Source organism: Streptococcus mitis, from assembly GCF_946188585.1.
GTDB classification, from domain to species: Bacteria; Bacillota; Bacilli; order Lactobacillales; family Streptococcaceae; genus Streptococcus; species Streptococcus mitis_DG.
The window spans coordinates 147754-170276 of the sequence record NZ_CAMHVI010000003.1 but is presented as its reverse complement, the minus strand read 5'-3'; the positions used below and the strand labels follow the sequence as shown (position 1 = coordinate 170276).

The 22523-nt window shown below is 41.5% G+C and carries 18 protein-coding genes and 1 pseudogene; 15 read left to right on the top strand and 4 right to left on the bottom strand.

Annotated features, from left to right (window positions below; all coding sequences use genetic code 11):
• Positions 1 to 98: 98 nt before the first annotated feature.
• A pseudogene (locus tag N8M66_RS09515) lies at positions 99 to 197 on the bottom strand (IS30 family transposase); the annotation flags it as partial.
• Positions 198 to 273: 76 nt separating this feature from the next.
• On the opposite strand from N8M66_RS09515, the gene N8M66_RS09510 reads away from it, so the two are divergent.
• The 3 genes from N8M66_RS09510 to N8M66_RS05670 all read left to right on the top strand — a co-directional run bounded on the left by N8M66_RS09510 (position 274) and on the right by N8M66_RS05670 (position 3591).
• Positions 274 to 1593 carry an Ltp family lipoprotein gene (locus N8M66_RS09510; protein ID WP_419991939.1) on the top strand — a complete coding sequence of 440 codons (1320 nt, stop codon included), beginning with the start codon at positions 274 to 276 and terminating at the stop codon, positions 1591 to 1593.
• A gap of 103 nt (positions 1594 to 1696) precedes the next feature.
• On the top strand, positions 1697 to 2656 hold the full coding sequence (locus N8M66_RS05675) for an ROK family glucokinase (RefSeq protein ID WP_049493290.1): 960 nt from the start codon (positions 1697 to 1699) through the stop codon (positions 2654 to 2656).
• 95 nt (positions 2657 to 2751) lie between these two features.
• On the top strand, positions 2752 to 3591 hold the full coding sequence (locus N8M66_RS05670) for a thymidylate synthase (protein ID WP_261046125.1): 840 nt from the start codon (positions 2752 to 2754) through the stop codon (positions 3589 to 3591).
• A gap of 50 nt (positions 3592 to 3641) precedes the next feature.
• Here N8M66_RS05670 and N8M66_RS05665 read toward each other — a convergent pair whose 3' ends face one another.
• Positions 3642 to 3812, bottom strand: a complete 171-nt coding sequence (locus N8M66_RS05665; RefSeq protein WP_001051780.1) for a DUF3042 family protein — start codon at positions 3810 to 3812, stop codon at positions 3642 to 3644.
• A 120-nt stretch (positions 3813 to 3932) separates the two neighbouring features.
• On the opposite strand from N8M66_RS05665, the gene miaA reads away from it, so the two are divergent.
• From miaA to bgaA, 6 genes are all read left to right on the top strand, one after another.
• Positions 3933 to 4817 (top strand): tRNA (adenosine(37)-N6)-dimethylallyltransferase MiaA, encoded by an 885-nt coding sequence (gene miaA, locus N8M66_RS05660; RefSeq protein ID WP_261046124.1) that lies wholly within the window; start codon positions 3933 to 3935, stop codon positions 4815 to 4817.
• Positions 4810 to 6048 (top strand): GTPase HflX, encoded by a 1239-nt coding sequence (gene hflX / locus N8M66_RS05655; RefSeq protein ID WP_261046122.1) that lies wholly within the window; start codon positions 4810 to 4812, stop codon positions 6046 to 6048. Before miaA ends, hflX begins: the two co-directional genes overlap by 8 nt.
• Entirely contained in the window at positions 6041 to 6664 is a 624-nt protein-coding gene (locus N8M66_RS05650) for a cystathionine beta-lyase (protein WP_261046120.1), read from the top strand. The genes hflX and N8M66_RS05650 overlap by 8 nt, the downstream gene beginning before the upstream one ends.
• Before the next feature lie 14 nt (positions 6665 to 6678).
• Positions 6679 to 7608: a ribonuclease Z gene (rnz, locus tag N8M66_RS05645; protein WP_084862498.1), complete on the top strand. Its 930-nt coding sequence runs from the start codon at positions 6679 to 6681 to the stop codon at positions 7606 to 7608.
• Positions 7609 to 7628: 20 nt separating this feature from the next.
• On the top strand, positions 7629 to 8384 hold the full coding sequence (locus N8M66_RS05640) for an SDR family NAD(P)-dependent oxidoreductase (protein WP_261046118.1): 756 nt from the start codon (positions 7629 to 7631) through the stop codon (positions 8382 to 8384).
• A 242-nt stretch (positions 8385 to 8626) separates the two neighbouring features.
• Positions 8627 to 15865: an LPXTG-anchored adhesin/beta-galactosidase BgaA gene (bgaA, locus tag N8M66_RS05635; protein ID WP_261046117.1), complete on the top strand. Its 7239-nt coding sequence runs from the start codon at positions 8627 to 8629 to the stop codon at positions 15863 to 15865.
• A 179-nt stretch (positions 15866 to 16044) separates the two neighbouring features.
• On the opposite strand, the gene N8M66_RS05630 is transcribed toward bgaA, so the two are convergent.
• Entirely contained in the window at positions 16045 to 16404 is a 360-nt protein-coding gene (locus tag N8M66_RS05630; protein ID WP_020902455.1) for a DUF3397 family protein, read from the bottom strand.
• Positions 16405 to 16495: 91 nt separating this feature from the next.
• Here N8M66_RS05630 and N8M66_RS05625 point away from each other — a divergent pair, with 91 nt between their 5' ends.
• From N8M66_RS05625 to N8M66_RS05600, 6 genes are all read left to right on the top strand, one after another.
• A complete protein-coding gene (locus tag N8M66_RS05625; RefSeq protein WP_261046115.1) occupies positions 16496 to 17434 on the top strand; it encodes a TIGR01212 family radical SAM protein in 939 nt (312 codons plus the stop codon).
• Position 17435: 1 nt separating this feature from the next.
• Positions 17436 to 17993: a tRNA (mnm(5)s(2)U34)-methyltransferase gene (locus N8M66_RS05620; RefSeq protein WP_261046113.1), complete on the top strand. Its 558-nt coding sequence runs from the start codon at positions 17436 to 17438 to the stop codon at positions 17991 to 17993.
• The gene (locus tag N8M66_RS05615) at positions 17986 to 18240 is read left to right on the top strand and encodes a hypothetical protein (RefSeq protein WP_261046111.1); all 255 of its coding nucleotides are present in this window, start codon (positions 17986 to 17988) and stop codon (positions 18238 to 18240) included. Before N8M66_RS05620 ends, N8M66_RS05615 begins: the two co-directional genes overlap by 8 nt.
• Positions 18241 to 18251: 11 nt before the next feature.
• Positions 18252 to 20306 (top strand): cation:proton antiporter, encoded by a 2055-nt coding sequence (locus tag N8M66_RS05610; RefSeq protein ID WP_261046109.1) that lies wholly within the window; start codon positions 18252 to 18254, stop codon positions 20304 to 20306.
• Between the two features lie 27 nt (positions 20307 to 20333).
• Positions 20334 to 21194, top strand: coding sequence for a YihY/virulence factor BrkB family protein (locus N8M66_RS05605; RefSeq protein WP_201058949.1), 861 nt, complete (start codon positions 20334 to 20336; stop codon positions 21192 to 21194).
• Between the two features lie 91 nt (positions 21195 to 21285).
• Positions 21286 to 21462, top strand: a complete 177-nt coding sequence (locus tag N8M66_RS05600; RefSeq protein ID WP_070478426.1) for a hypothetical protein — start codon at positions 21286 to 21288, stop codon at positions 21460 to 21462.
• A gap of 113 nt (positions 21463 to 21575) precedes the next feature.
• Here the strand turns inward: N8M66_RS05600 and N8M66_RS05595 are convergent, their stop codons facing one another.
• Positions 21576 to 22184 carry a hypothetical protein gene (locus N8M66_RS05595; protein WP_261046199.1) on the bottom strand — a complete coding sequence of 203 codons (609 nt, stop codon included), beginning with the start codon at positions 22182 to 22184 and terminating at the stop codon, positions 21576 to 21578.
• Positions 22185 to 22523: the final 339 nt, after the last annotated feature.

Below are 22523 nucleotides of genomic sequence, written 5' to 3'. Positions count from 1 at the left end.
CTCCTATTGTCTTTTCACCCAGAACAGAATGGATTTTCCAATTTCAAAAAGGGATTGGAGTTTATAGGTATGAACAAAGGCATCTATGCTGTGTCCCGTTGGTTTCTTCCCAGTCTATGAGCAAACTCAGTAGGTTTGAGTCCTACGTTTAAATAAGCTTCAATTTCTACTCACTCAGCTTCAGATAAGTGCTTGTATAGTTATTATTTTAATGTAAAAAAGATTAAGGATATGGTATACTATAAGTGTAAATCATAAGAAAAGGAGATTTTTATGAGAAGATCAAAAAAAATTTTGGTTACAAGTTTAGCAGCAACTACTTTTGCACTTGTTTCTCTTTCAGATACAATGGGGATGTTGCCTTTCTCATCTCAGAAAGTATCTGCTCAAGAAAAGGATGCGTCTAAAAATGGTAAGATTGTAAAAGAGAATACAAAACCCGCACCAAAACCTGCGCCGAAACCGGCACCAAAACCTGCGCCGAAACCGGCACCAAAACCCGCGCCGAAACCGACACCAAAACCGGCACCAAAACTCGCGCCGAAGCCGGCGCCAAAACCGGCACCAAAACCCACACCAAAACCCACGCCGAAGCCAGCACCAAAACCCACGCCGAAGCCGGCACCAAAACCCGCGCCGAAGCCAGCACCAAAACCTGCGCCGAAGCCAGCACCGAAACCCGCGCCGAAGCCGGCACCAAAACCCACGCCGAAGCCAGCACCGAAACCCGCGCCAAAGCCAGTACCAAAACCTGCGCCGAAGCCAGCACCGAAACCCGCGCCGAAGCCGGCACCAAAACCCATGCCGAAGCCAGCACCAAAACCCGCGCCGAAGCCAGCACCAAAACCTGCGCTGAAGCCAGCACCAAAACCTGCGCCGAAGCCGGCACCAAAACCTAAAGAAACAACTCCTAAACAGGATAAATCACAATCTAAAGTTCAGTCTGGCTGGGTAGGAAATTACTACCTCAAATCAGATGGGAAGAGAGCTAAAAATGAATGGGTAGATGGTGGTCGTTATTATGTTGATTCTGATGGAAAAAAGGTTAAAAGTGACTGGATTTATGATAAAAAGCATGGTTCCTATTATTATCTAACAGCAGAAGGAAGCTCTGCTCGCAATAAATGGATAGGAAATTCTTATCTCAAATCAGATGGAAAGATGGCCAAGAATGAATGGGTAGATGGTGGCCGTTATTATGTTGAATCAGATGGTAAAATGGCTAGGGATAAATGGGTAGATGGTGGCCGTCACTATGTAGACTACGATGGTGTGCGGCAACCAAAACTAGATGGGAAGCAGTACAATGCTGCTTTAAATAAAGCGAAAAGCTATAATTCGATTTTACATAAGTCAAAAAAAGCTCTCTATGACTCATTAACGTGGTATGGTTTTTCAAGTTCAGCAGCGCAGTATGCCATCGATCACTTGAATGCAGATTACAAAGCAAATGCCTTAATTACAGCAAGAGAATACCGAAAATATAACAATCTCTCAAAGACAGAAATTTATGAGAGGCTAACTTCTCCTTATTTTAGAAAATTTACCAAAGAAGAAGCCAACTATGCAATTCAAAAACTAGGGGATAAATAGTTATTAATTATTAGATGTAACTTTTTCATGCAAAGCTTTGCACAAATCTAATGATTTTGTTATACTATATCTGTAAGCATTTTCAATTAAAAAGGAGAAGACGATGAGTCAAAAGATTATTGGGATTGACCTTGGTGGAACATCTATCAAGTTCGCAATTTTAACTCAAGAGGGAGAAATCCAAGAAAAATGGTCTATCAAAACTAACATTTTGGATGAGGGAAGTCATATCGTTGATGATATGATTGAGTCTATTCAACATCGTTTGGACTTGCTTGGATTGGCAGCAGCAGATTTCCAAGGTATTGGAATGGGATCACCTGGTGTGGTTGACCGTGAAAAAGGAACTGTTATTGGTGCCTACAACCTCAACTGGAAAACCCTTCAACCAATCAAAGAGAAGATTGAAAAGGCTTTGGGTATTCCATTCTTCATCGATAATGATGCCAACGTAGCTGCTCTTGGTGAACGTTGGATGGGTGCTGGAGATAACCAACCAGATGTTGTCTTTATGACACTCGGTACAGGTGTTGGTGGCGGTATCGTCGCTGAAGGAAAATTGCTTCACGGTGTTGCTGGTGCAGCAGGTGAGCTTGGGCACATCACTGTTGACTTTGACCAACCAATCGCATGTACTTGCGGTAAGAAAGGTTGCCTTGAAACAGTTGCTTCAGCAACAGGGATTGTCAACTTGACTCGTCGTTATGCGGATGAATACGAAGGTGATGCAGCCTTGAAACGCTTGATTGATAATGGAGAAGAAGTAACTGCTAAGACTGTCTTTGACCTTGCAAAAGAAGGAGACGACCTTGCTTTGATCGTTTACCGTAACTTCTCACGTTACTTGGGAATCGCTTGTGCTAACATTGGTTCAATCCTAAACCCATCAACAATTGTTATCGGTGGTGGTGTGTCAGCTGCAGGAGAATTCCTTCTACAAGGTGTTCAAAAAGTCTACGACGAAAATACTTTCCCACAAGTGCGCACATCTACTAAATTAGCTCTTGCAACTCTAGGAAATGATGCTGGAGTTATCGGAGCAGCATCACTTGTATTGCAATAAAATAAAAAAGGAGAAAATTGCTTTCCAGAAGCGAGTAATTTTCCTCCTTTCTTTTTTTATGCTATACTAATTAGGACAATAAATGAGGTGAGAAAATGACAAAAGCAGATACGATTTTTAAAGAAAATATTGAACGAATCCTCAAAGACGGTGTCTTTTCTGAGCAGGCCCGTCCCAAGTACAAGGATGGGACTGTTGCCAACTCTAAGTACGTAACGGGTGCCTTTGCCGAGTATGACTTGGCAAAGGGGGAATTCCCCATTACAACCTTGCGTCCCATTGCAATCAAATCCGCCATCAAGGAAGTGCTCTGGATTTACCAAGATCAGTCTAATAGCTTAGAAGTGCTGAATAGCAAGTACAATGTTCACTACTGGAATGACTGGGAAGTGGGGGATACGGGAACTATTGGTGAGCGTTACGGGGCGGTCGTTAAGAAACACGATATCATCAATAAGCTTCTTAAACAGTTGGAAGCTAATCCTTGGAACCGTCGCAACATTATCTCTCTCTGGGATTACCAAGCTTTTGATGAGACTGACGGCCTCCTCCCATGCGCCTTTCAGACCATGTTTGATGTCCGCCGTGTAGATGGAGAAATCTATCTGGATGCGACCTTGACCCAGCGTTCTAACGATATGCTAGTGGCCCACCACATCAATGCTATGCAGTACGTAGCTCTTCAAATGATGATTGCCAAGCATTTTGGCTGGAAGGTTGGGAAGTTCTTCTACTTTATCAACAACCTTCATATCTATGACAATCAATTTGAACAAGCTCAGGAATTGCTCCGTCGGGAGCCGTCAAACTGCCAACCACGTTTGGTTTTGAATGTTCCTGATGGGACCAATTTCTTTGATATCAAAGCAGAGGACTTTGAGTTGGTGGATTATGACCCGGTCAAGCCGCAGTTGAAGTTTGACCTAGCTATTTAGAAGAATAGAAAAAAGAAGTTGAGAAAATAAATCCCAACTTCTTTTGTTTTTTAACGTGATACGCGGCGACGAGCTGCTTTTTTACGGTTTTCTTCGATGAAAGCTGCTTTTTGCTCTTCTGGTTCGATTACTTTCTTTTTAAATGCGTATACTGCACCTGCAACTGCAGCGACAGTTCCTGCGACACCTGTTACAAGACCTTTAGCGAATCCTTTAGCCATGAGTCTTCCTCCTTTATATTCTCAATCAGCCAGCCCCCTCAAGAGGTCACATTTTTCTGACTGACCTTTTTGTGTTATAATAATAGTAACGAAAAAATGGGAATTTTTCAAGGAAAAAAGATGAAAACAAAAATAATTGTGATTGTTGGACCGACTTCAGTTGGAAAGACGGCTCTAGCCATTGAAATGGCCAAGCGTTTTAATGGCGAAGTGGTTAGTGGAGATAGCCAGCAAGTCTATCGAGGACTTGATATTGGGACGGCTAAGGCTAGTCCAGAAGAGCAGGCAACTGTTCCCCATCATTTAATCGATGTTAGAGAGGTAACCGAGTCTTACTCGGCTTTTGATTTTGTTTCAGAAGCTAAGATGGCTATTGAGGATATTCACAGCCGTGGCAAGCTAGCCATTATAGCTGGTGGAACTGGGCTTTATATCCAGAGCTTGTTGGAAGGCTACCATCTAGGTGGTGAGACTCCCCATGGGGAGATTTTAGCTTATCGAGCTAGTTTGGAGCCTTATACAGATGAGGAATTAGCTCATCTTGTGGCGCAAGCCGATCTTGAGATTCCTCAGTTAAATCGTCGTCGTGCTATGCGTGCCTTGGAAATAGCCCATTTTGGTCAGGATTTGGAAAATCAAGAGGCCTTGTATGAACCATTGATTATCTGCTTGGATGATGAACGCAGTCAATTATATGAACGTATCAATCACCGCGTGGACTTGATGTTTGAGGCTGGACTTTTGGATGAGGCCAAGTGGCTTTTTGATCATCACCCGGATGTGCAGGCTGCTAAAGGCATTGGCTATAAGGAACTCTTTCCTTATTTCCGTGGAGAGCAGACCTTGGAGGAAGCTAGTGAGAGTCTTAAACAGGCGACTCGTCGTTTTGCCAAGCGTCAGCTGACCTGGTTCCGTAATCGTATGCAGGTCACCTTTTATCAGATTGGAGAATCTGGTGTGCAAGACCGCATTTTAAGCCAGATAGAGGAGTTTTTAGATGATTGATACGGAGAAAAAAGAGGAACGCGTCCTGCTGATTGGTGTGGAATTGCAGGGCATGGACAATTTTGACCTTTCTATGGAAGAATTGGCCAGTCTAGCCAAGACGGCTGGTGCAGTCGTAGTGGATAGCTACAGACAAAAACGTGAAAAGTATGACTCCAAGACCTTTGTCGGCTCTGGTAAGTTGGAAGAGATTGCGCTTATGGTGGATGCAGAAGAAATTACCACTGTCATTGTCAATAATCGTTTGACTCCACGGCAAAATGTCAATCTAGAAGAAGTTCTCGGTGTTAAGGTCATTGACCGTATGCAGTTGATTTTGGATATCTTTGCCATGCGAGCTCGAAGCCATGAAGGCAAACTTCAAGTTCATCTTGCCCAGCTCAAGTACCTCTTGCCTCGCTTGGTTGGTCAGGGGATTATGCTCAGCCGTCAGGCAGGGGGAATTGGTTCCCGTGGACCTGGTGAAAGCCAGCTGGAGCTGAACCGTCGTAGCGTTCGCAATCAAATCACAGACATCGAGCGCCAGCTCAAGGTGGTTGAGAAAAATCGGGCGACAGTTAGAGAAAAACGTCTGGAGTCGAGCACCTTTAAGATTGGTTTGATTGGTTACACCAATGCTGGGAAGTCAACTATCATGAACACCTTGACCAGTAAGCCCCAGTATGAAGCGGACGAGCTCTTTGCGACTCTGGACGCGACGACAAAGAGTATCCATTTGGGAGGTAATCTTCAGGTTACCTTAACTGATACGGTTGGGTTTATCCAAGATTTGCCAACAGAATTGGTGTCCAGTTTCAAGTCGACCTTGGAAGAAAGCAAGCATGTGGATCTTCTGGTTCATGTCATCGATGCCAGTAATCCTTATCATGAGGAGCATGAAAAAACAGTCCTGTCCATCATGAAAGACTTGGATATGGAAGATATTCCTCGCTTGACTCTTTATAATAAAGCCGATTTGGTGGAGGATTTCACGCCTACCCAAACGCCTTATGCACTCATTTCTGCCAAGTCTGAGGATAGTCGTGAGAACTTGCAGGCTTTATTTTTAGAGAAAATCAAGGATATTTTTGAGAGATTTACCCTGCGCGTGCCTTTTTCAAAATCCTACAAGATTCATGATCTAGAAAGTGTTGCGATTCTGGAAGATCGTGACTACCAAGATGATGGAGAAGTTATTACAGGCTACATTTCTGAGAAAAACAAATGGAGGTTAGAGGAATTTTATGACTGATATTAAAACGTTGGCTCTAAAGTATGGAGGTTATACAAGTCTGGATAAGGTCTATCTGGATCAACTTCTAGCTGGTAAAACAGAGCAGGAGCAGTTGGCACTGATCACGCCTCCGCCCAGCGTTGTCAATGCCTATTTTGCAGAACTCTACCAGAAAAAGAGTCCTGAGGCTGCGACGGATTATTTTGCGGAACTCAGTCAGGAACTGAATCTTTACAATGCTGAACCTAGTTTCACTATAGAAAATAAGCCTTTTATTCGGCTTAATCTGTCTGGTAAATCCTTTGGTTTTTGTTATGAGAGTGAGGGTCTGGGTCGAATTTTCTCTGAAAATAAAGAGATTATTTCAGAAGACTTGCTTTTTGAGATTGCGCAAATTTTCCCCCATCAGCTAGTCTTTGAGGAGTCTGGAAAGATTTACATGAAGCCTGTCGGGGATGAGGAAGTTGTTAGCGTGGAGAGTCTCACGGCTTTGACTGATTTGGAAAGCTTGGCTGATGGTCGTAAACGTCTCAAGGGCTACAGCCAAGAGGAGTTATTACAAGAAGCTACTGCTTTTTCTGGCAAGCGCTATTTCCGATCGGAAAACCGCACAGCCATGTTATATATTGATTAATTAGAAAGTATCGAATGGATATTCAATTTTTAGGAACGGGGGCAGGTCAGCCCTCTAAAGCCCGCAACGTTTCAAGTCTTGCCCTGAAACTCTTGGACGAGATTAACGAAGTTTGGCTCTTTGACTGTGGAGAGGGAACGCAAAATCGTATTCTTGAAACCACAATTCGACCACGTAAGGTCAGCAAAATCTTTATCACTCACTTGCACGGAGACCACATTTTTGGCTTGCCAGGTTTTCTTTCTAGCCGTGCCTTTCAAGCCAATGAAGAGCAGACAGATTTGGAAATCTATGGACCGCAAGGGATCAAATCATTTGTCTTAACCAGTCTTCGTGTGTCAGGTTCTCGTCTACCCTACCGCATTCATTTTCATGAGTTTGACCAAGATTCCCTTGGGAAAATCCTTGAGACTGATAAATTCACTGTGTATGCAGAGGAGTTGGACCACACTATTTTCTGCGTTGGCTATCGTGTCATGCAAAAGGACCTAGAAGGAACGCTAGATGCTGAAAAACTCAAGGCTGCTGGTGTCCCATTTGGCCCACTTTTTGGAAAAATCAAGAACGGTCAGGACGTTGTTCTCGAAGACGGTACTGAAATCAAAGCAGCAGACTATATCTCAGCGCCACGTCCTGGTAAGATTATTACCATTCTAGGCGATACGAGAAAAACCAATGCTAGTGTGCGTCTGGCTGTCAATGCCGATGTCCTAGTCCATGAATCGACTTATGGCAAGGGTGATGAAAAAATTGCTCGTAACCATGGCCACTCTACTAACATGCAAGCTGCACAAGTAGCGGTAGAAGCAGGAGCCAAACGCCTCTTGCTCAACCATATCAGTGCTCGTTTCCTCTCAAAAGATATCAGCAAGCTCAAGAAAGATGCGGCTAGTGTTTTTGAAAATGTCCATGTCGTCAAAGACTTGGAAGAAGTGGAAATCTAAAAGATTGAGAAAGGATAAGTATGCCTACTATTCTCATTACCGGAGCTAGCGGTGGCCTAGCCCAAGAAATGGTTAAACTCTTGCAAAATGACCAACTCATCTTGCTTGGTAGAAATAAGGAAAAATTAGCCCAACTCTATGGAAACCATCTACAAGCAGAATTGGTTGAAATCGATATTACCGATGACTCAGCCTTAGAAACTCTGCTAGCAGACCTCTATCTCCGCTATGGCAAGATTGATGTCTTGATTAATAACGCTGGTTATGGGATTTTGGAGGAATTTGACCAGATTTCTGACCAAGATATCCACCAGATGTTCGAGGTCAATACTTTTGCCCTGATGAATCTATCTCGTCGCTTTGCGGCAAGAATGAAGGAAAGTCGAAAAGGCCATATCATCAATATTGTTAGCATGGCAGGTTTGATCGCTACTGGCAAGTCCAGTCTGTACTCAGCTACCAAGTTTGCGGCTATTGGTTTTTCAAATGCCTTACGCCTCGAACTGATGCCTTATGGTATTTACGTAACGACTGTCAATCCAGGACCAATCCGTACAGGATTTTTCGACCAAGCCGACCCAGATGGAAGCTATCTCAAGTCGGTTGAACGCTTCCTGCTGGAACCAGATGCAGTGGCTAAAAAGATTGTCAAGATTATAGGAAAAAATAAACGAGAACTCAATCTTCCGGTCTTGTTGAACCTAGCCCATAAGTTTTACACCTTCTTTCCCAAGCTAGCTGATAAGTTGGCAGGGGGAATCTTTAATTATAAATAGATGAAGTTCCTTTTAAAGGGACTTTTTTACTTCTTTTAATTTAAATGTTAATGAATGTTTTTCTTTTAAAACTACATTCAGATTTTTAATTCTTCTACAAATTTTAGAAAAAACAATCAAAAATATTATTTTATATGCTAGAGTATTGAAAATTCCTATATTATTTAATAAAATAAGGGTAAAAGACTATTAAAAGTAATCGCTTACATAAAAATGAAAGCGATTACTAAAAGGAGGATTTTATGGAAAAAAGCCATTGGAATCGTAAAAGAGTCTATAGCATTCGTAAATTTGCTGTAGGAGCTTGCTCAGTAATGATTGGAACTTGTGCAGTTCTATTCGCAGGAAATATAGCTGGAGAATCTGTAGTTAATGCGGATGAAACACCTATTACTCGTACTGCTGAGAAACCTAAAGAGGAAAATCCTATAGTAGAAGAAAAGGTTGATCAAGCTTTGGAAACTAAAAATGTTATCGAAAGTACAGCACAAAAACAACCTAGTGCCACTGAATCTATTTCATCTGAGAAGAAAGAAGATAAAGCAGTGACTCCAAAAGAGGAAAAAGCATCTTCAAAATCTGAAGAAAAAGCTCCAAAGATAGAATCACAAGCTTCAAGTCAAGAAAAACCGCTCAAGGAAGATGTTAAAGCTGTGACCAATGAAGAAGTCAACCAAATGATTGAAGACAGAAAAGTGAATTTTAACCAAAATTGGCACTTTAAACTCAATGCAAATTCTAAGGAAGCCATTAAACCGGATGCAGATGTATCTACGTGGAAAAAATTAGATTTACCGCATGACTGGAGTATCTTTAACGATTTTGATCATGAATCTCCTGCACAAAATGAAGGTGGACAGCTTAACGGTGGAGAAGCTTGGTATCGCAAGACTTTCAAACTAGATGAAAAAGACCTCAAGAAAAATGTTCGCCTTACTTTTGATGGCGTCTACATGGATTCTCAAGTTTATGTCAATGGTCAGTTAGTGGGTCATTATCCAAATGGTTATAACCAATTTTCATATGATATCACTAAATATTTGAACAAAGATGGACGTGAGAATGTAATTGCTGTTCATGCAGTCAACAAGCAGCCAAGCAGCCGTTGGTATTCAGGAAGTGGTATCTACCGTGATGTGACTTTACAAGTGACAGATAAGGTTCATGTTGAGAAAAATGGGACAACTATTTTAACACCAAAACTTGAAGAACAACAACATGGCAAGGTTGAAACTCATGTGACCAGCAAAATTGTCAATACAGACGACAAAGACCATCAACTTGTAGCAGAATATCAAATCGTTGAACGTGGTGGTCAGGCTGTGACAGGTCTAGTACGTACAGAGAGCCGTACCTTGAAAGCACATGAAGTAACTAGTCTTGATGCGATTTTAGAAGTTGAAAGACCAAAACTCTGGACCGTTTTAAATGACAAACCGGCCTTGTATGAATTAGTTACACGTGTTTACCGGGACGGTCAATTAGTTGATGCTAAGAAGGATCTGTTTGGTTACCGTTACTATAACTGGACTCCAAATGAGGGCTTCTCTTTGAATGGTGAACGCATTAAATTCCATGGAGTTTCCTTGCACCATGACCACGGAGCGCTTGGAGCAGAAGAAAACTACAAGGCTGAGTACCGTAGACTGAAACAGATGAAGGAAATGGGAGTGAATTCGATTCGTACGACTCACAACCCAGCAAGTCCTCAGACTTTACAGATTGCAGCTGAACTTGGCTTACTTGTTCAAGAAGAGGCCTTTGATACTTGGTATGGCGGAAAGAAACCTTATGACTACGGACGTTTCTTTGAAAAGGATGCTACCCATCCCGAGGCTAAAAAAGGTGAAAAATGGTCCGACTACGATTTACGTACTATGGTAGAGAGAGACAAAAATAATCCTGCTGTTTTTATGTGGTCAATCGGAAATGAAATCGGTGAAGCAAATGGGGATCCCCATTCTCTAGCGACTGTTAAACGTCTAGTCAAAGTTATCAAGGGTGTTGATAAGACTCGTTATGTTACCATGGGAGCAGATAAGTTCCGTTTCGGTAATGGTAGCGGTGGGCATGAAAAAATTGCTGATGAACTCGATGCTGTTGGATTTAACTACTCTGAAGATAATTACAAAGCCCTTCGAGCTAAGCATCCAAAATGGTTGATTTATGGGTCAGAAACATCTTCAGCAACTCGTACAAGAGGAAGTTACTTCCACCCAGAGCGTGAGTGGGTACAAAGTAATCAGTCATGGCGTAACTATGAACAGTCAGATTATGGAAATGACCGTGTTGGTTGGGGTAAAACGGCAACCGCTTCATGGACCTTTGACCGTGACAATGCTGGCTATGCTGGTCAATTCATTTGGACAGGTACGGACTATATCGGTGAACCAACTCCATGGCACAACCAAAACAACACGCCGGTTAAAAGCTCTTATTTTGGTATCGTAGATACTGCAGGTATTCCAAAAAATGACTTTTATCTTTACCAAAGTCAATGGGTTTCTGCAAAGAAAAAACCAATGGTTCACCTTCTTCCTCACTGGAACTGGGAAAACAAAGAGTTGATAGACAATGTAGCAGACGCGGAAAATAAAATCCCTGTACGTGCTTATTCTAATGCTGCAAGTGTAGAATTGTTCTTGAATGGAAAATCTCTTGGTCTTAAGACTTTCAACAAAAAACAAACTAGCGATGGACGAACTTACCAAGAAGGTGCTAATGCTAATGAACTTTATCTTGAATGGAAAGTTGCTTATCAACCAGGTACCTTGGAAGCAATTGCTCGTGATGAATCTGGCAAGGAAATTGCTCGAGATAAGATTACGACTGCTGGTAAGCCAGCGGCTGTTCGTCTTATCAAGGAAGACCACGCCATCGCAGCAGATGGAAAAGACTTGACATACATCTACTACGAAATCGTTGACAGCCAAGGGAATGTAGTACCAACTGCCAATAATCTGGTTCGCTTCCAATTACACGGACAAGGTCAACTTGTCGGTGTCGATAACGGGGAACAAGCCAGCCGTGAACGCTATAAGGCGCAAGCAGATGGTTCTTGGATTCGTAAAGCCTTTAATGGTAAAGGTGTTGCCATTGTCAAATCAACTGAACAAGCAGGTAAATTCACACTGACAGCCCATTCAGATCTCTTGAAATCTAGTCAAGTAACTGTCTTTACTGGTAAAAAAGAAGGACAAGAGAAGACTGTTTTGGGGACAGAAGTAGCAAGAGTTCGTACATTAATCGGTAAAGAACCAAAAATGCCGAAAACAGTAGGTTTTGTATACAGCGATGGTAGTCGTGAAAAACTTCCAGTAACTTGGTCTCAAGTCGATGTTAGTCAAGCAGGAGTTGTGACTGCTAAAGGTATAGCAAATGGACGTGAGGTAGAGGCTCGAGTTGAAGTTCTAGCAATTGCGAAAGAATTACCAACAGTTAAACGTGTTGCTCCAGGAGCAGACTTGAACACTGTAGATAAATATGTGTCAATACTTGTAACCGATGGAAGTGTACAAGAGTATGAAGTAGATAGATGGGAGATTGCGGAAGCAGATAAAGCCAAACTTTCAGTAGCTGGATCACGTATTCAAATGACTGGTCAGTTAGCTGGAGAAACTATTCATGCAACCCTTGTGGTAGAAGAAGGAAATGCTGCAGCACCTGCAGTGCCAACTGTAACTGTTGGAGGTGAAGCAGTAACAGGCCTTACTAGTCAACAACCAATGCAATATCGTACTCTAGCTTATGGTGCCCAATTGCCAGAAGTCACAGCAAGTGCTGAAAATGCTGATGTTACAGTTCTTCAAGCAAGCGCAGCAAACGGCATGCGTGCGAGCATCTTTGTTCAGCCTAAAGATGGTGGCCCACTTCAAACCTATGCAATTCAATTCCTAGAAGAAGCACCAAAAATTGACCATTTGAACTTGCAAGTGGAACAAGCTGATGGTCTTAAAGAAGACCAAACAGTCAAATTGTCGGTTCGAGCTCACTATCAAGATGGAACGCAAGCTGTATTACCAGCTGATAAAGTAACCTTCTCTACAAGTGGTGAAGGGGAAGTTGCAGTCCGAAAAGGAATGCTTGAGTTGCATAAACCAGGAGCACTTACTCTGAAAGCTGAATATGAGGGTGCTACAGGTCAAATCAATCTCACTATACAAGCCAATACTGAGAAGAAGATTGCGCAATCCATCCGTCCTGTAAATGTAGTGACAGATTTACACCAAGAACCTACTCTTCCATCAACAGTAACGGTTGAGTATGACAAAGGTTTCCCTAAAGCTCACAAAGTCACTTGGCAAGCTATTCCGAAAGAAAAACTAGACCACTATCAAAGCTTTGAAGTGCTAGGTAAAGTTGAAGGAATTGACTTGGAAGCGCGTGCTAAAGTATCTGTAGAAGGCATCGTTTCAGTTGAAGAAGTCAGTGTGACAACTCCAATCGCAGAAGCACCACAATTACCAGAAAGCGTTCGTACATATGATTCAAATGGTCATGTTTCATCTGCCAAGGTTACTTGGGATGCGATTCGTCCAGATCAATATGCCAAAGAAGGTGTATTCACAGTTAATGGTCGCTTAGAAGGTACTCAATTAACAACTAAACTTCATGTTCGAGTATCTGCTCAAACTGAGCAAGGTGCAAACATTTCTGACCAATGGACCGGTTCAGAATTGCCACTTGCCTTTGCTTCAGACTCAAATCCAACCGACCCTGTTTCAAATGTCAACGATAAATTGATTTCCTTTAACGACCGACCAGCCAATCGTTGGACAAACTGGAATCGCAGTAATCCAGAAGCTTCAGTTGGTGTTCTGTTTGGAGATTCAGGTATCTTGAGCAAACGTTCAGTTGATAATCTAAGTGTCGGATTCCACGAAGACCATGGAGTTGGTGCACCGAAGTCTTATGTGATTGAGTATTATGTTGGTAAGACTGTTCCAACAGCTCCTAAAAACCCTAGCTTTGTAGGTAATGAAGAACATGTCTTTAACGATCCTGCAAACTGGAAAGAGGTAAGCAATCTCAAAGCTCCAGCTCAACTCAAGGCTGGAGAAATGAACCACTTTAGCTTTGATAAAGTTGAAACCTATGCTGTCCGTATTCGTATGGTGAGAGCAGACAACAAACTTGGAACGTCTATTACAGAAGTACAAATCTTTGCGAAACAAGTTGCGGCAGCCAAACAAGGACAAACAAGAATCCAAGTTGACGGCAAAGACTTAGCAAACTTCAACCCTGATTTGACAGACTACTACCTTGAGTCTGTAGATGGAAAAGTTCCCGCAGTCACAGCAAGTGTTAGCAACAATGGTCTCGCTACCGTCGTTCCAAGTGTTCGTGAAGGTGAGCCAGTTCGTGTCATCGCGAAAGCTGAAAATGGCGACATATTAGGAGAATACCGTCTGCACTTCACTAAGGATAAAGACTTACTTTCTCGTAAACCAGTTGCTGCGGTTAAACAAGCTCGCTTGTTGCAACTAGGCCAACCACTTGAATTGCCGACTAAGGTTCCGGTATACTTCACAGGTAAAGACGGCTACGAAACAAAAGACCTGACAGTTGAATGGGAAGAAGTTCCAGCAGAAAATCTGACAAAAGCAGGTCAATTTACTGTTCGAGGTCGTGTCCTTGGTAGCAATCTTACTGCTGAGTTCACTGTAAGAGTGACAGACAAACTTGGTGAGGCTCTTTCAGATAACCCTAACTATGATGAAAACAGTAACCAGGCCTTTGCTTCAGCAACTAATGATATTGACGACAGTTCTCATGACCGTGTAGACTATATCAATGATAGAGATCACTCTGAAAATCGTCGTTGGACAAACTGGTCTAAAACGCCATCTTCTAATCCAGAAGTATCAGCAGGTGTGATCTTCCGTGAAAATGGTAAGATTGTCGAACGGACTGTTGCGCAAGCCAAACTTCACTTCTTTGCAGATAGTGGTACGGATGCGCCTTCTAAACTTGTTTTAGAGCGCTATGTCGGTCCAGACTTTGAAGTGCCAACCTACTATTCAAACTACCAAGCTTACGAATCTGGACATCCATTTAACAATCCAGAAAATTGGGAAGCTGTTCCTTATCGTGCGGATAAAGACATTGCAGCTGGTGATGAAATCAACGTAACATTTAAAGCTGTCAAAGCTAAAGCCATGAGATGGCGTATGGAGCGTAAAGCAGATAAGAGCGGTGTTGCGATGATTGAGATGACCTTCCTTGCACCAAGTGAATTGCCTCAAGAAAGTACTCAATCGAAGATTCTTGTAGATGGAAAAGAACTTCCTGATTTCGCTGAAAATCGTCAAGATTATCAAATTACCTATAAAGGTCAACGTCCAAAAGTCTCAGTTGAAGAAACCAATCAAGTAGCTTCAACAGTTGTAGATAGTGGAGAAGACAGCCTTCCAGTACTTGTTCGCCTCGTTTCAGAAAGTGGAAAACAAGTTAAGGAATACCGTATCCAGTTGACTAAGGAAAAACCAGTTTCTGAGAAGACAGTTGCTGCTGTTCAGGAGGAACTTCCAAAACTTGAATTTGTTGAAAACGATTTGGCCTACAAGACAGTTGAGAAAAAAGATTCAACACTTTATCTAGGTGAGACTCGTGTAGAACAAGAAGGAAAAGTTGGTAAGGAACGTATCTTTACAGCAATTAATTCTGATGGAAGTAAGGAAGAAAAACTCCATGAAGTGGTAGAGGCACCGACAGACCGCATCGTCTTGGTTGGAACGAAACCAGGCACCGCCCTTCCAGAAGATGAAGTGAAGAATCTTGTGCTTAACAGACCAGAACTTGTGGTCGAAGAAGAAACCATTGATTTCAAGGTTCAGGAACGTAAGTCTGATAAGTTGTATCTAGGTGAAACCCGTGTTCTTCAAGAAGGAAAACAAGGAGTCCGTGTTCGCTTGATCGAAGTGGAAAACGGAAAACGCCAACTTAAAGAAACTTATGATAAAGTTGTTGCTCAAGATCGTATCCTAGAAGTTGGAACGAAACCAGGCACCTCTCTTCCAGAAGACGAAGTTAAGAATCTTGTGCTTAACAGACCAGAACTTGTAATTGAAGAAGAAACAATCGATTTCAAGGTTCAGGAACAAAAGAATGACAAGCTTCCAGTAGGTCAAACTCGTGTCCTCCAAGAAGGTCGAAAAGGTATCCGTGTTCACTTGATCGAAGTGGAAAATGGCAAGCGGACTGAAAAGGATAGCTATGATAAAGTTATGGCTCAAGATCGCATCATAGAAGTCGGTACAGCTGGCGAAACAACCAAACCAGTAGCTCAAGAAGCTAAAAAACCACAAGTGTCAGAAAAAGCAGCTACAAAACCAATCGCTTCAAGTGAAGCTAGTCAAGCTAACAAAGCGCAGTTACCAAATACAGGAAGTGCGGCAAGCCAAGCAGCAGTAGCAGCAGGCTTAGCTCTTCTCGGTTTGAGTGCCGGATTAGTAGCCACTAAAGGTAAAAAAGAAGATTAGAAATTTTGATACCTTCTTTATCATTAAAGACTAGTGAGAAGCTCTTGTCTTAGATAGAAGATTAATCCCTTAGAATGCAAGCTTCTAAGGGATTTTCTTTGTATAAAGTTGTATAGTGTTACTGTCTATCCTATTTTGTAGAGAAAGCAAAAATCCCTAGAAAATGTTTAGGGATTCGATTATTTCATCAAGAACAATTCAACAATCATCTCGATATACATGACAAGGGTTAATAAGAATCCTGCACGCCAGAAGAATTTGATGAATTTAGGATAGTAAAAGCTACGTTTTTTCAAAAGGAAGAAAAAAACGAGAATAATGGCTAGGAGTGAGAGGGCTAGGCCCAGTCTAGGGAGGAAATTATGGGTAAAGGTTTTAGCTGTAATAAGGTAATATTCAAATACCAAGACTGGAAAAGCCAAATCCGCAAAGTTTCGTCCTAGTTTTTTTAATCTAAAAAGTTTGGTTATGATAATGCAGACTACTAGGGTCAGTATCAATAATAAAATAGATGCTAATTTCATTAAAATCATACCCATATTGTATCATAAAAAATCGCTAAAGGAAACGAGAAACAGAGGAATTTATAGGAAAGTCAGGCTTTTGAGATTGTGGGTGTTTTTTGTTATAATGAAAGTTATGAAATCTTATAATACCTTGAATGATTATTATCGAAAACTCTTTGGAGAAAAGACTTTTAAAGTCCCTATTGATGCGGGATTTGACTGTCCCAATCGTGATGGAACTGTGGCTCATGGGGGCTGTACTTTTTGTACGGTTTCAGGTTCTGGGGATGCTATCGTAGCACCGGATGCACCTATCCGTGAGCAATTTTATAAGGAAATTGACTTTATGCACCGCAAGTGGCCTGATGTTCAGAAGTATCTGGTTTATTTTCAAAATTTTACCAACACCCATGAAAAGGTGGAAGTCATTCGAGAGCGCTATGAGCAAGCTATCAATGAACCAGGTGTAGTAGGAATCAATATTGGAACGCGCCCAGACTGTTTACCAGACGAAACTATCGAATATTTGGCTGAGTTGTCGGAACGCATGCATGTAACGGTTGAATTGGGCTTGCAGACCACTTATGAAGCAACCTCTGATCTGATTAACCGTGCCCATTCCTATGAATTGTACGTGGAAACGGTCAAGCGTTTGAGAAAGTATCCCAAAATTGAGATTGTTTCCCATCTGATTAATGGACTTCCTGGTGAAACCCATGAGATGATGATTGAAAATGTCCGTCGCTGTGTCAGGGATAACGATATTCAAGGAATCAAGTTGCACTTGCTTCATCTTATGACCAATACGCGTATGCAAAGAGATTATCATGAAGGGAGACTGAAACTCATGAGTCAAGAAGAGTATGTTAAGGTTATCTGTGACCAATTGGAAATCATTCCCAATCATATCGTCATTCATCGAATTACTGGAGACGCACCAAGAGAGATGTTGATTGGGCCTATGTGGAGCCTCAATAAATGGGAGGTTTTAAATGCGATTGAAGCAGAGATGAGAAGACGAGGAAGTGTACAGGGCTGTAAAGCTGTAAAACAGGAGTTTTGATATGAAAAGACCACTTGAGATGGCACATGATTTTTTAGCAGAGGTAGTAACAACAGAGGATATCGTAGTAGATGCAACCATGGGTAATGGGCATGATACGCTTTTTCTAGCCAAGCTAGCTAAGCAAGTCTTTGCCTTTGATATCCAAGAGCAAGCATTGGAAAAGACCCAAGAGCGTTTGAACCAAGCTGGAATGACAAATGCACAGTTAATCTTGCAAGGCCATGAGACACTAGACCAGTTTGTGACAGAAGCCAAGGCAGGGATTTTTAATCTGGGCTATTTACCTTCTGCTGATAAAAGTCTCATTACCAAACCACACACAACTATAGAAGCACTAAGAAAGCTTTGCCAGCTCTTGGTTAAAGGTGGTCGCATTGCCATCATGATCTACTATGGTCATGAAGGAGGAGAACTTGAGAAAGACGCAGTCTTAGACTTTGTTAGCCAGTTGGACCAACAGGAGTTTACAGTTGCTATTTATCGAACTTTAAACCAAGTCAATAACCCACCATTTTTAGTTATGATTGAAAAATTAGAGAGATATAGACATGGATAAACAGTATTTACGAGAAAAATTAGAGGCTATGAGACATAATTTTGTCGAGTCAACCCACCACGAACGAGCAGTGGGTGTGCTAGACCAAGCGCATATGAGCAAAAAAATGCTTAAAATCAAGAAAAAATTAGTTGCTCTTGAAATGGAGAGGTGCCAGAAAAAAATCGAGCACAAAGACTGTTCCAAAATTGATCAAAAAATCAAAGAGCAGAAGGAGATATTTGAATCCTGTTGTAAAAAAGACTAAGGAGAAATTGCGTGGAATTACTGATTTATCTTATTCTATTTTTACTGGTCCTGATTGTCTCAAGTACAACCAATAAACTCCTGCCCTTTTTGCCTCTCCCTTTGGTGCAAATTCTTTTGGGGATTGTGATTGGTCTCTTTTTACCCAATACAGACTTTCACCTTAATACGGAGTTGTTTTTGGCACTGGTTATTGGGCCCTTGCTTTTCCGAGAGTCAGAGGAAGCAGATATTACGGCTATTTTAAAACACTGGCGAATCATTGTTTATCTCATATTTCCAGTGATTTTTATCTCGACTCTGAGTTTGGGTGGCTTGGCCCATCTTCTTTGGTTCAGCCTTCCCTTGGCGGCTTGTTTGGCTGTTGGGGCAGCCCTTGGGCCAACGGATTTGGTGGCCTTTGCCTCTCTTTCAGAGCGCTTTAGCTTTCCTAAGCGAGTGTCCAATATACTTAAGGGTGAAGGTCTCTTGAATGATGCTTCTGGCTTGGTTGCCTTTCAGGTGGCCTTGGCAGCTTGGACAACAGGAGCCTTTTCCCTTGGACAAGCTGGTAGCTCGCTCATCTTTTCAATTCTAGGTGGTTTTTTGATTGGCTTTTTAACAGCCATGACCAACCGCTTCCTCCATACCTTCTTGCTAAGTGTGCGAGCAACGGATATTGCCAGCGAGCTTTTATTAGAATTGAGTTTGCCTCTAGTGACCTTCTTTCTAGCGGAAGAAGTACACGTTTCAGGTATTATTGCCGTTGTAGTTGCGGGGATTTTGAAGGCAAGTCGCTTTAAGAAAATCACGCTTCTCGAAGCCCAAGTGGATACGGTGACCGAGACAGTTTGGCATACAGTGACCTTTATGCTCAACGGTTCTGTCTTTGTGATTTTGGGAATGGAGTTGGAAATGATAGCAGAGCCTATCTTGACCAATCCAATCTATAATCCTCTACTCTTGTTGGTATCTCTTGTCGCCCTTACCTTTGTCCTTTTTGCTATTCGTTTTGTCATGATCTATGGCTATTATGCATACAGAACACGCCGCCTCAAGAAAAAATTGAATAAGTATATGAAGGATATGCTTCTTTTGACCTTCTCAGGTGTCAAGGGAACGGTGTCGATTGCTACAATTCTTCTGATACCAAGTGATTTAGAGAAGGAATATCCTCTCTTGCTTTTCCTTGTCGCAGGTGTGACGCTTGTCAGCTTTTTAACAGGTCTCTTGGTCTTGCCTCATCTTTCTGATGAACAGGAAGAAAGCAAGGACTATCTCATGCATATCGCTATTTTGAATGAAGTGACGCTAGAGTTGGAGAAAGAGTTGGAAGATACCAGGAATAAGCTCCCTCTCTATGCAGCCATTGACAATTATCATGGACGTATTGAAAATCTCATCCTGAGTCAGGAAAATAAGGGGGCTCAAGAAGACTGGGAGGCCTTGAAACTTCTTATCCTCAGTATTGAAAGTGATGGATTGGAACAGGCTTATGAAGAAGGCAAGATGAGTGAGCGTGCTTATCGGGTCTACCAACGTTATTTGAAAAACATGGAACAAGGTATTAATCGCAAATTTGCTTCACGGTTGACCTATTATTTCCTTGTTTCCTTGCGGATTTTACGTTTTCTCCTTCACGAAGTATTTACCTTTGGCAAGACCTTTCGCAGTTGGAAAAATGAAGAATCACAGAAACTCAGAGCCCTTGACTATGACCAAATTGCAGAGCTCTATCTAGAAAATACAGAGATGATTATCGAAAGTTTGGAGAACCTAAAAGGGGTTTATAAGAGTTCTTTGATCAGCTTCATGCAGGATTCTCGTCTCCGAGAAACAGCTATTATCACCAGTGGTGCTTTTGTCGAACGGGTTATCAACCGTGTCAAACCCAACAATATCGATGAAATGCTGAGAGGCTATTATCTGGAGCGCAAGTTGATTTTCGAATATGAAGAAAAACGATTGATTACGGCCAAGTATGCCAAGAAATTACGACAAAATGTGAATAACTTAGAGAACTATTCTCTGAAGGAAGCTGCCAATACTCTGCCTTATGATATGATGGAATTGGTAAGAAGAAATTAATCAAGATTGTAAGTGAAGGAGTGTGACATGAAGAAGTGGTGGAAAGAGCTGATAGACAAGCCTTTAGTAAAAGCTTTTTTGCATTATTATCAAGCATCAGATAGTGAGTTGACCAGCGTCGCAGTGGCCTACTATTGGTTGATTTCGATTTTCCCCCTGCTTTTGGTGGTGGTCAATATCCTCCCCTATTTTCAGATTCCAGTTTCTAATTTTTTAAAGGTTGTCAGTGAATTCTTGCCAGATACGGTTTATGATGTGGTCGCAAAGATTATTACAGAGGTGCTGACCCAACCTTCAACGGGTTTGTTGAGTTTTGCGGTTTTGTCAGCCCTCTGGACCTTTTCAAAATCCATGAACTTCTTGCAGAAAGCCTTTAATAAAGCTTACGGAGTAGCTAAAAATCGTGGAATGATTTCTCATCAGCTCATGAGTTTGTTTGTCAGTTTTGGTCTGCAGATTCTCTTTGCTTTAGCTCTCTTTCTGAGTGTCTTTGGTCGCATGCTCCTCAACCTTATCAAAAGCTACTGGCAATCGGATAGTCCTCTCTTTGCTTATCTGCAAGACCTGACAGGCCCCTTGGTCTATGCCTTGATTTTTGCCATCTTGGTTATGATTTATTATTTCCTGCCCAATGTTAAGGTGCGACGAATTCGAAATGTATTACCAGGTAGTACCTTTGTCTTGTTGACTCTGGTATTACTGCTCAATATTTTTTCAGTCTATGTCAACAACTATGTTAATCACCTCGTGGACGTCCGTTTCTTCAGTTCCATCGTCGTGGTGGTTATGATGTTTTGGTTTATTCTCATCGCTAAGATTTTGATTGTCGGAGCAGTGATCAATGCCAGTGTTCAGAGTTTGAAAGATCCGAGTTTGAGAACAGACTAACGAATTTTTAATTCATTACAAAACGCATAATATCAAGGTTGATGTGTACTGACCCCAAAAAGGCGGCAAAAAGCAAGCACCTGCAAGCAACGTGCCGAAATGGTCAAATCCTGATTATGTCAACGAATTAGACCCAAAAATCGTTGATATGCTAGTAGAATTTCACAAGTCGCAAGGCACTTTGGAAACTCCCGAGGTGCAAGCAGAAATCGCCCAAAAACGTGAAGAAATCAAGCAAAGGAGAGCTAAGCTTGAGGCTAAAAAATAAGAACTTTTGAACCGCTTGAACAAATAGAGTTTCGCAAGTATTATGCTTACAAATTACTTGAACAATTAACTAAAACATAAACCCTGCCTTTATATCTAGGCAGGGTTTTTATTTTAGAAATTCACGTAGGTTGTTTCGGTTTTTACATACCCAGTATAGTCTGAGTTTCTATAGTATTCAGTGATAAACTTCCATTTTCTTTGAGCAACATGGATATAAGTACTTGTTATGTAGTATGGATATGGGCTTTGTGAATCCAAGTAAGACTGATAAGCTTGTATACCAAAATATGCTTCACCAACTATTGTACCCCATGGACCCCCTAATACAGAAGCTATTTTACCAATCGCATAACTTATTCCAGAACCAATCATGAAGTTAGCGAATGTGTTAGCTTGTTTATTCCCATATATTGTGTTGACGTAATTCCAAACATTAGGATCGTATGATCTAAAAGATATATTTAGGTCGATTTCATTCTTTTGATAAGCCATATAAAATACCTCATTGATATAGACGCCGTCAGCACGTCGTTCAATAGTGTCTACACTTCCATCTGGATTGACAACCTCAAGAACTTCATCGCTTAAAATATTTACTTGCGCATCTCCGAACCGCACTGATGAGCCATTCTCAAACTGAGCCTCACCAGATACAACTTTAGAGTTTGCCGATAAGCTATCATCAGCAAAAACAACAAGCGACGGGGAAATGCTAGACATACAGAAAACAGACATAACTAGCAAACACATGCATTTAAACATCTTAGACATAACGGAAACTCTTTTGTATTTTTGATTTTTTTCAACTTTTATTATACAATAAAACCAAATAAAAAGAAGGCGGTAACAATATGCTTAATGTGAAAATTTTTTATATATTTTTATTTTTGATCGTTGTCGAAACTACAGGCTTGTTGTTGTTGAAAAACGGTCTTGAAAGAGGTTATTTAGATACAGGATCTATCATCCTTGCAGTTTTTTCATTTGCTTTCTACAACCTATGTTCATTCGGTTGGGTCTACTTTACAATAAAAAACAATAAAAAATAAATAGACGTAT